General features: G+C 71.6%; 15 protein-coding genes and 1 pseudogene. 6 read left to right on the top strand and 10 right to left on the bottom strand.

Translation table 11 applies throughout. The features are described 5' to 3' along the window. Nucleotides 1-25: 25 nt before the first annotated feature. The 3 genes from ABZ914_RS11080 to ABZ914_RS11070 all read right to left on the bottom strand — a co-directional run bounded on the left by ABZ914_RS11080 (nucleotide 26) and on the right by ABZ914_RS11070 (nucleotide 2673). Nucleotides 26-430, bottom strand: coding sequence for a hypothetical protein (locus ABZ914_RS11080; RefSeq protein WP_500192843.1), 405 nt, complete (start codon nucleotides 428-430; stop codon nucleotides 26-28). A 119-nt stretch (nucleotides 431-549) separates the two neighbouring features. Continuing rightward, the gene (locus ABZ914_RS11075; RefSeq protein WP_500192842.1) at nucleotides 550-1977 is read right to left on the bottom strand and encodes a sensor histidine kinase; all 1428 of its coding nucleotides are present in this window, start codon (nucleotides 1975-1977) and stop codon (nucleotides 550-552) included. Nucleotides 1978-1983: 6 nt separating this feature from the next. Further along, nucleotides 1984-2673, bottom strand: coding sequence for a response regulator transcription factor (locus ABZ914_RS11070; protein WP_500192841.1), 690 nt, complete (start codon nucleotides 2671-2673; stop codon nucleotides 1984-1986). A 186-nt stretch (nucleotides 2674-2859) separates the two neighbouring features. Here ABZ914_RS11070 and ABZ914_RS11065 point away from each other — a divergent pair, with 186 nt between their 5' ends. Continuing rightward, nucleotides 2860-3663: a DUF2817 domain-containing protein gene (locus tag ABZ914_RS11065; RefSeq protein WP_500192844.1), complete on the top strand. Its 804-nt coding sequence runs from the start codon at nucleotides 2860-2862 to the stop codon at nucleotides 3661-3663. Between the two features lie 11 nt (nucleotides 3664-3674). Here ABZ914_RS11065 and ABZ914_RS11060 read toward each other — a convergent pair whose 3' ends face one another. The 3 genes from ABZ914_RS11060 to ABZ914_RS11050 all read right to left on the bottom strand — a co-directional run bounded on the left by ABZ914_RS11060 (nucleotide 3675) and on the right by ABZ914_RS11050 (nucleotide 6495). Then, a complete protein-coding gene (locus ABZ914_RS11060; RefSeq protein WP_500192840.1) occupies nucleotides 3675-4538 on the bottom strand; it encodes a ZIP family metal transporter in 864 nt (287 codons plus the stop codon). Nucleotides 4539-4726: 188 nt separating this feature from the next. Then, nucleotides 4727-5356, bottom strand: coding sequence for a response regulator (locus tag ABZ914_RS11055; protein ID WP_500192839.1), 630 nt, complete (start codon nucleotides 5354-5356; stop codon nucleotides 4727-4729). After that, nucleotides 5353-6495, bottom strand: coding sequence for a sensor histidine kinase (locus tag ABZ914_RS11050; protein ID WP_500192838.1), 1143 nt, complete (start codon nucleotides 6493-6495; stop codon nucleotides 5353-5355). The genes ABZ914_RS11055 and ABZ914_RS11050 overlap by 4 nt, the downstream gene beginning before the upstream one ends. Before the next feature lie 164 nt (nucleotides 6496-6659). Here ABZ914_RS11050 and ABZ914_RS11045 point away from each other — a divergent pair. Together ABZ914_RS11045 and ABZ914_RS11040 are read left to right on the top strand one after the other, a co-directional pair. Continuing rightward, nucleotides 6660-7307, top strand: a pseudogene (locus ABZ914_RS11045) (ABC transporter ATP-binding protein); the annotation flags it as partial. Between the two features lie 65 nt (nucleotides 7308-7372). After that, entirely contained in the window at nucleotides 7373-8137 is a 765-nt protein-coding gene (locus tag ABZ914_RS11040; protein ID WP_500192837.1) for an ABC-2 transporter permease family protein, read from the top strand. Nucleotides 8138-8219: 82 nt separating this feature from the next. On the opposite strand, the gene ABZ914_RS11035 is transcribed toward ABZ914_RS11040, so the two are convergent. Continuing rightward, a complete protein-coding gene (locus ABZ914_RS11035) occupies nucleotides 8220-9083 on the bottom strand; it encodes an isocitrate lyase/PEP mutase family protein (protein WP_500192836.1) in 864 nt (287 codons plus the stop codon). Nucleotides 9084-9414: 331 nt separating this feature from the next. Between ABZ914_RS11035 and ABZ914_RS11030 the strand changes: the two genes are divergently transcribed. The 3 genes from ABZ914_RS11030 to ABZ914_RS11020 all read left to right on the top strand — a co-directional run bounded on the left by ABZ914_RS11030 (nucleotide 9415) and on the right by ABZ914_RS11020 (nucleotide 12150). Then, nucleotides 9415-10161, top strand: coding sequence for a COG4705 family protein (locus tag ABZ914_RS11030; RefSeq protein WP_500192835.1), 747 nt, complete (start codon nucleotides 9415-9417; stop codon nucleotides 10159-10161). 10 nt (nucleotides 10162-10171) lie between these two features. Then, nucleotides 10172-10828, top strand: a complete 657-nt coding sequence (locus tag ABZ914_RS11025) for a response regulator transcription factor (RefSeq protein ID WP_387026935.1) — start codon at nucleotides 10172-10174, stop codon at nucleotides 10826-10828. 65 nt (nucleotides 10829-10893) lie between these two features. Then, on the top strand, nucleotides 10894-12150 hold the full coding sequence (locus ABZ914_RS11020; RefSeq protein WP_500192834.1) for a sensor histidine kinase: 1257 nt from the start codon (nucleotides 10894-10896) through the stop codon (nucleotides 12148-12150). Nucleotides 12151-12170: 20 nt separating this feature from the next. On the opposite strand, the gene ABZ914_RS11015 is transcribed toward ABZ914_RS11020, so the two are convergent. The 3 genes from ABZ914_RS11015 to ABZ914_RS11005 all read right to left on the bottom strand — a co-directional run bounded on the left by ABZ914_RS11015 (nucleotide 12171) and on the right by ABZ914_RS11005 (nucleotide 14614). After that, entirely contained in the window at nucleotides 12171-13217 is a 1047-nt protein-coding gene (locus ABZ914_RS11015) for a hypothetical protein (protein WP_500192833.1), read from the bottom strand. Between the two features lie 267 nt (nucleotides 13218-13484). Next, a complete protein-coding gene (locus ABZ914_RS11010) occupies nucleotides 13485-14192 on the bottom strand; it encodes a phosphatase PAP2 family protein (protein ID WP_500192832.1) in 708 nt (235 codons plus the stop codon). 41 nt (nucleotides 14193-14233) lie between these two features. After that, complete coding sequence (locus ABZ914_RS11005) at nucleotides 14234-14614, bottom strand: hypothetical protein (protein ID WP_500192831.1); 381 nt, start codon at nucleotides 14612-14614, stop codon at nucleotides 14234-14236. Nucleotides 14615-14709 lie beyond the last annotated feature (95 nt).

Here is a 14709-nt window from a genome sequence, read left to right as displayed (position 1 = left end):
GCGGGCGCTGCTCCATCCGCAGCCGTCACTGCTCGGCGTTGCCGCCTTCGGGCTGGGTGTCGCCGGGGCCGTCTTCGTGGCCGCTGTCGGTGTCCTGTGCGCCCGTGGTCTGGGCGTTCTTGCCGGATTCGTTGTCGGCCTTGTTCTCGGTGCCCTTCTCCGAGCCGTTCTCGTTGGACTCGTTCTCGGTGCCCTTCTGGCCCGACTGCTGGATGCCGTCGTGGTCGGGGCCGGTGGTCGGGTCGGCGCCCTGCTCGTCGGCGCCTTGGTCATCGGTCTGCTCGGGGGCGGGGGGCGTGGCCTGCCGGGAGATGGCCGGGGACTTGGCGTGCGCGGGGGACGCGGAGGCCGCGCCTGCGAGCGATGCGCCCGCGGCTCCGAGGGCGAGGACGCCGAACGCCGTGGCCGCGATCTTCCGGTTGAGCTTCATGTATCCGCCTTTCACGGATCGGCTGTTGGAGTGACCCAGTATGCGAATACGCAGGTGAGACGACCGTGTACGCGGAATGTGAAGGTTGACATGTGCGCGGGCCGGGGGAGGCCCGGGCCTCATTCGTCGTGCGCGGGCCCGTCTTGGGCGGGGGTTGTCGGAAGTTCTAGACGGACCCGGGCGCCTCCGCCCGGGGGGTTGTCCGCGACGGCTCGCCCGCCGTGGGCGTGGGCGATGGAGCGGACGATGGCCAGGCCCAGCCCGGTGCCGCCGTCGGCCCTGCTGCGTGCGGTGTCGGCGCGTCTGAACCGTTCGAAGGCCACGGGCAGGAACTCGGGCGGGAAGCCGGGTCCGTGGTCGCGCACCTCGATCACCGCGACGGCCCGCCGGTGCCTGCCGTGGCGGCCGAGCCCTACGTCGATGACGCCGCCCGGGGGCGAGTAGCGCAGGGCGTTGTCGAGCAGGTTGTCGACGGCCTGCCGCAGGCGGTCGGGGTCGGCGGTCAGGCGCAGGTGTTCGTCTCCGCTCAAGCGCAGCGTGACGCGATGGGCGGCGGCCCGTGCGGACGCCGACCGGACCGCCGCGGCCAGGACGTCGTGCGGTGCCATCGGCCGTGGCCGCAGGAAGGCGTGGCCTTCGTCGGCGCGGGCGAGGAGCAGCAGGTCTTCGGCCAGTCGGATGAGCCGGTCGGTGTCCTGTGCCGCGGCGTCGACAGCGGACGCCAGGGCTTGGCGGGAGCGTCCCGGCTGCTGTGCCAGTTCCAGTTCTGCTTTGAGGGTGGTCAGGGGTGTGCGCAGTTCGTGGCCGGCGTCGGCGACGAAGCCGCGCTCGCGGGCCAGCGCGCGGGCCAGCCGGTCCAGCACCGCGTTCATGGTCGTGGCCAGGGTCGCGATCTCGTCGCGCGTGCCGGGCACGCGCAGCCGGGCGTCGATGTCGTGCTCGGAGATGTCGGCGAGGCGCCGCCGCAGCCGTTCCACCGGCCGCAGTGCCGCTCCCGCCAGCAGGTAGGCGCCGAATCCCACGAGCGCCGCGGCGGGCGGCCCGGCGGTCAGGAAGATCTTGCCGGTGCGGGCCTCGGTCGCTTCCACGATCTGCGTGCTCGCGCCGACCACGACCACGACCGTGCGGTCGCCGTTGCGGGCGGGGACGCCCAGCATCCGGTACCGCTGCCCCTCGATGACGGCCGTGAACTGCTCGGATCCTTTGGCCGCGTCCCGCAGCCGGGCGCCGTTCAGCAGTGGTCCCCGGCTGTCCCCGCTGTTCTCCAGTACTTTCCCGCTGGTGGACAGCACTTGGGTCACGTTGTCGGACCCGGTGTCGGAAGTCTCGGCCCGCCCGTTGCCTTCATGCTCTCTGGAGGGTGCGGGGGGCGTTGGAGCCGAGGAGGCCAGGCGTGCCACCTGGGCGTCGGCGCGGGCGCGCAACGAGTCGTCCAGCGAGGAGTTCATCCCGGCCGCCAGCTGCTGGCGGAACAGCAGGCCGACCCCGCCGATCAGGATCGCGGCGCCCAGCGTGAACAGCAGGGCCAACCGCCACCGCAGCGGCACGGCCGGTCATCCCCCTTCGGAGGGATCCAGGGGACGCAGCCGGTAGCCCGCGCCGCGCACGGTCTCCAGATGCGACTCCGCACCGGGTTCGTCGATCTTGCGCCGCAGGTACGCCACGTACTGGTCGACGACGTTGGACGCTCCGTCGTAGGCGTAGTCCCAGACGTGCTCCAAGATCGTGGTGCGGGTCAGCACGTCACCGGGATGCCGCATGAACAGCTCCAGCAGCGCGAACTCCTTGGCGGAGAGCGGCCTTTCGGTCTCCCCGCGCCATACCCTGCGGCTGGAGGGGTCCAGCCGCAGGTCCCCGACGGTCAGCAGCGTCGGCCGCTCCTTGGCGCCCCGGCGGACCAGTGCCCGCAGCCGCGCCAGCAACTCCGCGAAGCTGAACGGCTTGGTCAGGTAGTCGTCGGCGCCGGCGTCGAGCCCGTGGACCCGGTCGCTGACCGCGTCGCGGGCGGTCAGCATCAGCACCGGCGCCCAGCAGTCCTGCACCCGCAGCCGCCGGCACACCTCGAACCCGTCGAGCCCTGGCAGCATGACGTCCAGCACGATCGCGTCATAGGGGTTCTCCACCGCCTGCCACACCGCGTCAGGGCCGTTGGCGGCGACATCGACGGCGTAGCCCTCTTCGCGCAGCCCGCGCTGCAACAGCGCCGCTGTGCGGATCTCGTCCTCGACGACCAGCACTCGCACCCTTCCAACGTAGAACCGCCGCATGTGAGAACGATGTGAACCGGCCTTCGCGGACCACGACGCGGCGCCCAGGAGCAACACCATCTACTACCCTATGTATCTTATGTATCACTTTCTGTGACAGTGGGTAGTTGAGTGGTGCTTCCCCCCAGGTCGGACGAAATGCCCATACCTGGGGGGGTGAGCATGGTGGATCGGCGGATGACGATCTGGTGCGGCGGCACTGGACCGTTCCTCATCGCCGTTCTGGTCTTGCTGGCGGCCTGTGGCACGTCGAGCGAGACCGGCTGGTCGTCGGCCCGGCGTCAGATCCGGCCGGGGACGGCGCGGCAGGAGGCGTCGGCGGTGGCGCCGGTCCGCCGCACCGTCCCGCTGGGCGAGTCGGTTCAGGGGCGTTCGATCACGGCGGTCGAGGTGGGCGACCCGCATGCCGCACGGCGCGTGCTGGTGGTGGGCTGCGTGCATGGGGACGAGCCTGCCGGGGTGCCGGTGGCGCAGGCCCTGGCCGCCAGTCCAGAGCCGTCCGGCGCGGACCTGTGGGTGGTGCCGGTGCTCAATCCGGACGGCATGGCGGCCCGGACGCGCGGCAACGCGCACGGCGTCGACCTCAACCGGAACTTCCCGGCCGGCTGGCGCCGCATGGACGCGCCCGGCTCGGTGCACTACTCCGGCGCGGGTCCGCTCTCGGAGCCGGAATCGGGATTCGCGGCGGGCCTCATCCGGCGGATCCGGCCGACCGTCGCCATCTGGTTCCACCAGCACCTGGCCGTGGTCGACGGCTCCGAGGGCCCCAAGGACGTCGAGCGGCGCTTCGCCCGCGACGTCGGGCTCCCGGTGCGCACCCTGACCGACTATCCGGGCAGCGCCACCGGCTGGGAGAACACCGTGGTGCGCGACAGCGCGTTCGTGGTCGAGCTCCCCGCCGGGCGGCTCCCGGCGCAGGCGGTCCGCCGGTACGCCGACGCCGTCCGCCGGATCACCGGACCCTGACCGCAGGGCCGTCAGGCTCCGGCGTAGGTGATGACGGCGTCGGTCGCGAAGCCGAGGATCAGCCCGATGAGGATTCCCCACATGGTGATCGTTTTGAGGGCGGCTTTCCGAGCGACCGCGAGCAGCTCGATCACCACGTAGAGGATCGATCCGGCGGCCAGGGCCAGGAAGGCGACGCCGAGGGCGTCGCTGACCACGCTCTGGCCGATCAGGGTGCCCGCCAGGGTCGGCCCGCCGCCGATCACGCCGAGCAGCGCGAGCCGCCCCCAGCCGGGACGCCGCCCCGCGGAGGCGAGCGGGGCGACGATACCGAAGCCCTCCGTGGCGTTGTGCGCGCCGAACCCGACGACCAGCAGCACTGCCAGGCTCAGTTCACCGGACGCGGCGGCATTGCCGATGGCCAGCCCTTCGGCGAAGTTGTGCAGTCCGATCCCGGTGGCGATGAGCAGCGCCAGCCGGTCGGCGGCTCCGCCGCGCGCGCCGCTGAGTGCGCCGGCGACGGCCGTGCCCTGGCCGGTCGCCGGCATCGTGGCCGCGCCCGGCCCCTCGCGCGTCTCCGGGACCCGCCCGGACGCACGCGCGGAGATCCAGCGGTCGAAATGCGTCAGGCCGGCCAGGCTCACGGCGAGACCCGCCGCGAGCAGCGCCCCGTACCCGGCCGCCGCGCCGATGTGGTGATCGCCGAGCGCACCGTCGATCGGCTCCCACGCGTGGGACAGCACGTCGACCATCAAGAAGAGCAGGATCCCGATGGCCACGGCACCCAGCAGGGCCCGCGTCCGCGGACGGGGGTCGCGCATCCGCCCGACCGGAAGCCCGAGAAAGATCGTGAAACCAGCGATCGCGCCCAGCAGCGCGATCTTCTCGCCCGACATGTCCGGCTCCCGTCGTCCCCGCCAATGACTTAGCTGAGGCTAACCTCACCGCACCCATTTCGTCTACGTGACTGTAGACGTTCGGTGGATTCGACCCACCGACGGCGCGGTGGGGTTCGTCGCCGACGCGGACGCCGCGGATCGGCCGGCCGGTGGAGGTGGGACCTTCCTGGTCTTTCCTGGCCGCCTCAGGAGACCAGGCCTGCGCGGTGAGCGAGGATGACCAGCTGGATGCGGTCGCGGGCCTTGAGTTTGCCGAGCAGGGCGGCGACGTGGGCGCGGGCGGTGCCCGGGGCGATGCCGAGCTGCCTGGCGATCTCGGCGTTCGAGAGGCCTTCGGCGACGAGGAGGAGGACGTCGCGCTCCCTCGCGGTGAGATGGGGGAGCGACGCTGGGTCGGGCGGGGACGGGCGGTTGGCGAACGCGGTGATCAGGCGGCGGGTGATGGAAGGGGACAGGAGCGCGTCGCCGCGGGCGACGACCCTGATCGCGTCGAGGAGTTCGCGGGGCGGAGTGTCCTTGAGCAGGAAACCGCTGGCGCCGCCTCGGAGGGCGGCGTAGACGTACTCGTCCAGGTCGAAGGTGGTGAGGACCACGACGCGGGAGTCGGTGATCTGCCGGGTCGCCTCCAGCCCGTCCATGCCGGGCATCCGGATGTCCATGAGCACGACGTCGGGGCGCAGCTCGCGCGTCAGCGCGATGGCCTGCGCACCGTCGGCCGCCTCGCCGACGGCCTCGAGATCGGGTGCGGTGCCGATGATCCCGGCGAGACCCGCCCGCACCAGCGCCTGATCGTCCGCGATGAGGACCTTGATCATGTCGTGAGCGGGAGGACCGCCGTCACGCGGAAGCCGCCCTCGGCGAGCGGGGCCGCGTCGAGCGTGCCGCCGTGGACGAGCACGCGCTCCCGCATGCCCAGTAGGCCGTGTCCAGGGCGGCACCGGCGCGGTGTCCCGCCGCCACGGTCGGTGACCTGGACGGTGAGGGCGTCGCGTGTCCTTTCGATCAGGAGGTGGGCGTGGTCGGTGGCGGCATGCTTGATCACGTTGGTGAGGGCTTCCTGCACGATCCGGTAGGCCGACAGGTCGACGGCTGCGGGCAGGTCGTCGAGCGGGCCGTCCAGGTTCAGGTCGGTTCGTACGCCGGCCTCGGCCGTCCGATCGACCAGCTGCTGGAGGTCGGCCAGGCCAGGGGTGGGCTCAAGGCCGGTGTCGGTTCCGGCGGCGGTGCCGGTGTCGGTTCCGGCGGCGGGACGCAGGACCTGGAGCAGGGCGCGCAGCTCGGTGAGCGTGTGCCGTCCGGTCGTTTCGATCGTGGTCAGCGCGGCTCGGGCCTTGTCCGGCTGGTCGAGGGCGATCAGGGCGCCGTATCCCGCCTGGACGGTGATCACGCTGATGCCGTGTGCGAGCAGGTCGTGCATCTCGCGGGCGATCCTGAGCCGTTCGTCGGTCGCGGCCCGTCGCGCGTGCTCCCGGGCATGACGGCGCTGGACGCTCAGCGTGTGGCCGATCGTCCAGACCGCCAGGTAGAGCAGGGTGAAGGCGACTGCGCCGCCCCGGTGCCGGAAGTCGGGCAGCGCCGTGGTCCAGGCGCAGGCCAGCGCCAAGGCCAGCGCCGCGAACGCATGGCGTCCTGACGCGAGGGGCCACAGGACATAGCCGAGCGCCACCAGCCCGGCCATCGTCGAGGGCGGGTCGACCGCGCCGACCAGGCAGAGCCCTGCCATGAGCAGGCCGAGCGCCGGCAGCGGCCGGTGAGCCAGTGCGATCGGCAGCGAGAACAGCACGACGCCGACCGCGAGCCCGAGCCCTGTGAGCACGCCCCGGTCGGCATGGTTGGCCATCATCAGCGCCGCGGGCGCCGAGAATCCGATCGCCGCCAGCCGGTCCCGGACAGGCACTGCCAGAGCGGCCGCAAGGACGCCCTTCAACCGAGCACCCGAGTGCGCAGCGTTCATCGCGCAAGCGTAGGCAGGCTTTTGCCGGGTCCACATCCCTCCGGGGGCCTATGCCTTCAGGCAGAGAACCGGGCCCGCGGGCAGGGCGTGGAGACCGCTCCGGGGGTGGACGCCGTCGGCGGTCTCTGGCCGACACCGTGGAGGCACCCACGAAGGAGGCACCGATGCTCGAACTACGCGAGGTCAGCAAGACCTACGGCCCGACCATCGCGGTCGACCGGCTCTCGGTCACCGTCCTACCGGGACGGGTCACGGGATTCCTCGGCCCCAACGGCGCGGGCAAGACCACGACGATGCGGCTCCTGCTCGGCCTCGAACAGCCAGACACCGGTACGGCGCTGGTGAGCGGCCGTCCCTATCGCGCGCTCGCCCGGCCCCTGCACGAGGTCGGGGCACTGCTGGACGCGGGCGCCGTCCATCCGGGCCGGACCGCACGGGCGCATCTGGGCTGGCTGGCGGCCGCGTCCGGTCTCAAGGAAGCCCGGATCGACGAGATCCTCGACCTCACAGGCTTGTCCGCGGTCGCGGGCCGGCGTGTCGGCGGCTTCTCGCTGGGCATGCGCCAGCGGCTGGGCCTGGCCGCCGCGCTGCTGGGCGACCCGCAGATCCTCATCCTGGACGAACCGGTCAACGGTCTCGACCCCGAAGGCATCCGCTGGATCCGCGGCCTGCTGCGAGGGCTGGCCGCCCAAGGGCGGACCATCCTGGTCTCCAGCCACCTGATCAGCGAGATGGCCATGACCGCCGACCACCTCATCGTGATCGGCCGCGGCCGGCTGCTCGCCGACACACCGCTGGCAGAGCTGGGCGAAGGCGCACTCGAAGACGCCTACCTGCGGCTGACCGACCAGGCCGTCCAGTACCGGGCGGGTGACCGGTGAGGGCCGCGATCCGGGCCGAATGGGCCAAGCTCCGCACGGTCCGCTCGACCGCCCTCGTCCCCGGCATCGCGGTCCTGCTGGGCCTGGGCGTCGGGCTCCTCGACGTCACCTCGATCGATTGGACCACCACCGACCCGGCCACGCTCGACCCGGTGAGCGAGTCGTTCGCCGGATTCCAGTTCGCCGAGCTGGCGTTCGCGGCGCTCGGCGTCCTGGCGATCAGCTCCGAATACGGGACGGGACTGATCGACACCACCTTCCTGGCGCTGCCGCGCCGGCGCACCGTGTACGCCGCCAAGATCACCGTACTGGCGGCGTACACGCTGGCGATCTGTACGATCAGCGCGTTCACCGCGTTCTTCCTCGGCCAAGCCGTCCTGGCGAGACATCACGCATCGGTGTCGCTCGCCGATCCCGGCGTGCTGCGCGCCGTCGTGTCCGCGGCCGTCTACATGACCGTGGTGACACTGGTCGGGTTCGCGGTCGGCGCGCTGATCCGGCACACCGCCGGGGCGATGACGGCCATGTTCGGACTGGTGTTCCTCGCCTTTCCGGCCGCCCGCGCGGTCGAGGGCGTCTCCACACTCCCGAGCAGACTGCTCCTGGTCAATGCGGCGCAGGCACTGACGACGATCCGCCCGATCACCGGCCCACCCGCCGCACGGATCCCTTCCGCCGGCCTGGCCGCCCTGACTCTGACCGGGTACACCGTGATCTTCCTGACAGCCGGCTACTGGAGGTTTAGGGACGGCCGAAGATGAGGACGGCACCTCACCTCTCCAGCTCTTGGGACGCTCGCCGGCGTTCCGGTTGCGTGGGACGAGCCGCCGCGAGAGTCCGGCGTTAGCTGCGGACGGTGTGGTGGCGGCTGATGTTGCCCTCGAGGAGTGCGGTGGAGTGGGCGACGCCGATGGAGTGCTCCGGCAGCAGCCCGTCGGCCTTCTTCAGGTCCTGGAGCGACTGGTCGATGGCGGTCTGTGCGGCGAACAGGCAGGGGGTGCTGTAGATGGCGACGTCCACGCCGAGGGCGGTGAGGTCGGTCAGCGAGAGCCGCGGCGACTTGCCGCCGGCGATCTGGTTGAACAGCAGCGGCTTGTCGCCGATCACCTCGCGGATCCGCCGGACGGCGTGGGCGTTGCGCACGCCGTCGACCAGGATCACGTCGGCGTCGGTGGCGGCCAGCGCCGCCGCGCGGCGCAGGATCTCCTCGTCCTCGGTGGCGTCGGTGCGGGCGACGACGACCAGGTCGCGGCGGGTCGCCAGGACCATCTCCAGCTTGGCCAGGTACTCCTCCAGCGGCAGGATCAGTTTGCCGTCCGCGTGCCCGCAGCGGCGCGGGCGCTTCTGGTCCTCGAGGATGACGCCGGAGGCGCCGATGGCCTCGAGATGCCCGACGACGTGGCAGGCCACCTCGGAGTCGACGTAGCCGTCGTCGATGTCGACGAGCAGGTGGTGACGCGGGAAGGCCAGCCGGAGCCGGGACACGAACGCGACCATATCGGGCCAGGCGATGAAGCCGATGTCGGGCAGGCCGTAGTGGGAGGCGGCGAACCCGAAGCCGGAGACGAACATCCCGTCGAAATGCTGTGCGGCGATGGTCGCGGAGAACATGTCGAACACGCCGACGAGAGGCGTGACCCCTGCCGCCTTGACGTCCTGGCGGAGCCGGTGACCGGCGCCGTGGGTGGGTGCTGTTGTCGTGGTCATGGTTGATCCCCCGGAGATGTCGGTGACCGGTGATGGAGGCCGGCGCCCAGATCGACGCTCTCGGTGAGCATAACGATGCGGAGCGTGAATGTCTACATGCTTGTAGAAGTTCTGTGGCCGACAACGATCCTTCGGCCTCAGCGCCGCCCGCCGGCAGCGGCACAACAGCGAAGTCCCGCTCGTTTTAGGAGCCGGCGTGGGAGCTGCCGGCTGATCACGGCCTGGCCGCACTTGCCGCCGACCGCCTGCGTTCAGGTCGTTTTCAGGTAGCGGCTGCAAGCCTCGCCCCATGACCACCACGACAAGACACGCGGCTCTGCCGCGCCTGAAAATGAACAAGGTCCCAGAGGTCACGCTGTACTTCTGGGTCATCAAGGTCCTCTGCACGACGGTGGGCGAGACGGCCGCCGACTACCTCAACGACACCGTCGGGCTCGGCCTGACCAGGACCGCGCTGGTGATGAGCGTCCTGCTGGTGGCGGCGCTGGTCCTGCAGTTCCGGCTCCGGAGCTATGTGGCCGGCGTCTACTGGGTGTCGGTCGTGCTGATCAGCATCGTCGGCACCCTCATCACCGATGAGCTCACCGACGGTCTCGGCGTGCCGCTGGCGATCACCACCGCGGTGTTCACCGTCGTCCTCGCGGCGACCTTCGCGCTCTGGTACGCGACCGAGCGGACGCTGTCCATCCACACCATCCTCACCACGCGCCGCGAGGGCTTCTACTGGGCGGCCGTGCTGTTCACCTTCGCACTCGGCACGGCCGCGGGCGACCTGGTCGCCGAACAGCTGAACCTGGGGTACCCGCTGTCGGTGGTGCTGTTCGCCGCGCTGATCGCGGTCGTGGCCGGTGCCCGTGCCGTGGCGGGGGTGAACGCGGTCGCGGCGTTCTGGATCGCCTACATCCTGACCCGGCCGCTGGGCGCGTCGATCGGGGACTACCTCTCCCAGGCCCGCAAGGACGGCGGGCTCGGCCTGGGCACCACGGTGACCAGCGTGATCTTCCTGGGCGTGATCTGTGCCCTGGTCGTCTACCTGACGCTGTCGCGGCGCGACCGAACCTCGGTCGAGCAGGCGTGATACTGGGCCGGTGACCGCTCATCGCGTGCTGATCGTGGAAGACGACCACCAGTTGCGTGCGGCCCTCGCCCGCGGATTGCGGGAGGAGGGCTTCGCGGTGTCGACCGCCTGTGACGGCGCCTCCGCGCTGCGCGCCGAGCAGAGCGACGCGGTCGTGCTGGACGTCGCGTTGCCCGACTCCGACGGCCGGGACGTCTGCCAGGCGCTGCGGGCCCGCGGCGTGGACGTCCCGGTCCTGTTCCTCACCGCCCACGACGCCCTGGTGGACCGGCTGTCGGGGTTCTCCTCCGGAGGGGACGACTACCTGGCCAAGCCGATCCACCTCGCGGAACTGGCCGCGCGGCTGCGCGCCGCGCTGCGCCGCACCGGCCCGGCCCACGCGAAGGCGGGTGAGTTCACGCTGGACCCGGCCCGCCACGTACTGGAACACCAAGGCCGCTCAGTGCCCCTCACCCCGACGGAGTTCCGCCTCCTCGCCCGGCTCATGGCCGAGCCCGGCGCGGTCGTCCGCCGGCACGCCCTGCTCAGCGCGGCCTGGCCCGATGGGGCTCTGGTCTCGGAGAACACTCTCGATCAGTACCTGACGCGGCTGCGCCGCAAGATCCGCGGCCTGGACGCGCAAAGCGGCATCACCACCGTCCGCGGCGTGGGCTACCGGTTCGCATGAGGTCATGGGCGCCCTTTCGCGTCAGAGCGGGCACGCTCCGAGGGCGGCTGGCGTTCCTGGCCCTGGTGACCACGACGGCGTGGGTCGTGCTGCTGACCCTGCTGTTCAACGTGCTGCTGGGCGGCAGGCTCCGCGCCGACGCCGACGACCTGCTGCGGACCCGCGCGGAGGCGGCGGCGTCCACCGTGCAGGTGCTGCCCGGCGGGACGCTGAAGATCGCCGAGCCCGCCGACGACAGCGCTCTGGACACCGACATCTGGATCTACCAGGGCGCCCGCGCCGTGGAACGGCCGACGGGACAGCCCTCACTGCAGCGCAAGGCCGACGCCCTCGCCGGTTCCACGACGGGCTTCGCCACCACCGGCGAGATCCGGTTGTACACCCGGCCCATCTCCGCGGGCGGCCGGCGGGTCGGGACGGTCGTGACGGCGGTCGGCCTGAGTTCCTACCACCGGATGCTGACCTCGGCGCTCACCGGATCGATCGTCCTGGCGCTGCTGCTGCTCGTCGGCGTCTATGCCGTGACCCGGGCCGTGGTCGGGCGCGCGCTGCAACCGGTGGCGGAGATGACCGGGCAGGCCGCCGACTGGAGCGGGCACGACCTCGGCCGCCGGTTCGGCACCGGCCGCCGCCCCGCGGAGCTGTCGGCTCTGGCGGCCGGGCTGGACGAACTGCTCGACCGGCTGTCGCTCGTCCTGCGGCACGAGCAGCAGTGGAGCGCCGAGCTGTCCCACGAGCTGCGCACTCCGCTGTCCCGGATCGTCGCGGAGGCGGACTGGCTCTCCCAGCGGCCCCGCCCGGCCGAAGGACACCGGGCCGCGCTCGACGTGATCAGAAGCGCTGCCGAGGAGATGCAGCGGATCTGCGAGACGCTCCTGGCCGAGGCGAGAACCCGCGGTACCCGGCTCCCCGGCCGCTGCGCGCTGTCAGCCGTGGCAGCGGACCTGGCCGCGAGATGGCCCGCCACGGGACCGCGGCTGATCACGCACACGCCGACCGAAGAGGTGACCGCAGGGTCCCCGCCGGAGATCGTGGAGCGGCTCTTGGCGCCGCTGCTGGACAACGCGCGCCGCTACGCCGCCGCCACGGTCGTCATCCGGGTGGAGCCGGGCGTGCGCATCGTGGTCCAGGACGACGGCGACGGAGTGCCGGAGACGGCGCGCGACCGGGTGTTCGAACCGGGGTTCCGGGCCGAGCCCGCCGACGGACACCCGGGCGCAGGACTCGGCCTCGCCCTGGCCCGCAGGCTCGCCAGGTCCGCGGGCGGGGACCTGACGCTCGAGGGGAGCGCGGCCTTCGTGGTCACCCTCCCGCCCGGCTGACCCCGCCGGCCGCGCCCACCTCAGTCGGCTCCGCTGGTGCCCGTGGCGCTACGAGGCCCTGATCGGGCGGCGCCGAAGACCGCGATCAGGGCCATGACGACGAAGGAGACCCGCAGCAGGCCGAGCTGAGCATTGGTCAAAGGCACGGCATGGATGTTCGACAGCTGGCGGGAGACGTAAAGGGTGGCCGCGGCGGCGATGGTGATCAACGGGACCCGCCGCCGGGTGGCGACCAGGTCGAACACCACGGTGCCGAGGAGGACCCCGGCGGTGTAGTAGCCGTAGACCTCGGGGTCCAGAAGGATACGGGCGGCCGTTGCGAGCAGGATCACCGCTTCCCAGCGGCGGCGCAGCACCGCCGCGGCGCCCAGCAGCCCGCCGAGCGCGAGTTGCGCGGGCCGGTCCCACGGCGGTGTGTGAGACCCGTGGTAGCCCAGGACGCGCAGACCCGACCCGGCGGCGTTGGCGATGGTGAAATGAGCTGCGTGCACAGTCTGCGGGTCGTAGACAAGGAACGGCAGCCAGACCGCGGCGATGACAGCGAGACAGACCCCGAACGCGGCGATCGCGGACCGCGCCGGGCGGACCAGGAGAACGGCCGCGAAGGCCAGCGCCCATGGTTTGGCGTCGGTCGCGGCGCCGACCAGGAGGCCCGCCAGGACGGGCCTGTCGCGGGCGCGGGCGTGCAGGGCGCCGATCGCCAGCGACAGCGCCAGGACGTCGTCCAGATGCCCGGCATGGGTCGCCAACTCGGCCCAGATCGGCAGGAACACCAGGCCCGCGGCAAGCAGCCGCTCCGGACGTCGATGCGGATGCGGGACGAGCTTCCAGATCGCGGCGAGCAGCAGCGGACCCGTGCACGACATGAGGAACACCGCGACCGCCCGGCCCCAGGACGGCCCGAGTGCGTCCAGCGGCAGCGCCACCGCGAAGGACAGCGGACCGATCTGCAACTCGGGATGCGTCGCGTACAGGTGAAGGCCCTCGCCCCGGTCGTCACCGAACAGGACGGCGGCGCCGGTGGCGAAGTAATGCCAAGAGCCACCGGCGCCCTGCGAGCGCGCCAACACCCACAGCAGGTGCCACGCGCACAGACCAGCCCAAAGACCCGCGCGCCCCTCGACCGACCGGACAGCCTCGCGAAGCCGGACCCCCAGACCGCTCGGACCTGAAGCATCGGTCGAAAGGCCCTCCACTTGCCCGGGTTCTCGCACCGCGGACTCCCTCCGGTTGCGCACGGCTCGCAGCCCCGGTCCCTGACCTGTCGGGGCGTGGGGGAGCAGGCGTGGGTGAACGTCGAAACGGGACGGCTTCGAGGAACTCGTGGCCAGAGGTCAGGAGGTGTCGGTGTCCTCCCAGACGTCGTCGTCCCCGGTCACGTCGTCACCTTCGACGAGGACGACGGTGCGCGGCTGCGGAGGACCGAGCCGTCCGCGTCCGGTGCGGAAGGCCAGCAGCAACGACAGCCACGCCGCGCCGAGAAGGAACCCGCCGATCACGTCACTGAGCCAGTGGACCCCGAGGTAGAGGCGCGACGTCCCGACCAGGACGATCACTACCGCGCAGGCCCCGCCGAACGCGAGACGGGTCCGCCGCCGCAGGGTCCCGCTCCCGACGGCGAGGACGGCCAGCAGCCCCCAGCCGGTCATGGCCTGGACGCTGTGCCCGGACGGGAACGCGTATCCGCCGGCGCGGGTGATCATGTCCGCCGCCGGCGGCCGCGCCCGACCGAAGATCACCTTGCCGGTCTCGCCGAGGATCACGGCACCCGCGAAAGCGGCCCACACGAACAGGGGAGTGCTCCAGGAACGGCGGCTCCACACCAGGTAACCGCCGACGGCCAGCAGCAGCGGAACCAGCACCGCCGTCGAGCCGAGCCAGGTCAGCGTCTCCATCAGTCCGGTCACCGCCCCGTACCGATGACCGACGAACCAGGCGTGCACCGGCCGATCCCAGCCGCCCGTATGCTTCGCCGCGACTTCCACGCTCAGGGCCGCCAGAGCGAGCACGAACCCGAGCGAGAGCACGAGCAGCGCGGCCACGGGCGTCTCTACGGCGGCGCCGACACGCTTGAGCGACCCCATCACCGGTCGACCGCCCCGTCACGATCACGCGGCCCGGACGACACACCGGCGCGCCGGCCCCGGCGCACCTCCAGTGCCACCGGCGCGAGCGACACCACCACGATGACCCCCACAATGGGAAGCAGATAGCGGTCGACCCCCGGGATGCTCGACCCGATTGCACCTGCTACCGCCGCCACCAGCACCGGCGGCAGAGACAGATGGACCTTGTCGCCGGCGTGCGCGGTGCACAGCAGCCCAGCGGTGAACAACAACGAGTCGCCGGGCAGAAAGAACCCCACCAGCAGCCCCGTCTCAGCGAACAGCACAAGGAACACACCCACTGCCCCCGCCGAGGACAGCAGCGACGTCGAGTCAAGAGGATTGAGGGCCGCGTACACACCGATCCTTGGGGCTCATCAGCATACTTCTACACAACTGTAGACAGTCGTGGAATAACACCAGGTAAGCGGCGGCCTTACTCGCCAACGGAACC

The organism is Spirillospora sp. NPDC046719 (assembly GCF_040645715.1).
Taxonomy (GTDB): Bacteria; Actinomycetota; Actinomycetes; order Streptosporangiales; family Streptosporangiaceae; genus Spirillospora.
The sequence above is the reverse complement of the archived record's forward strand: the minus strand, read 5'-3'. Positions and strand labels throughout refer to the sequence as shown.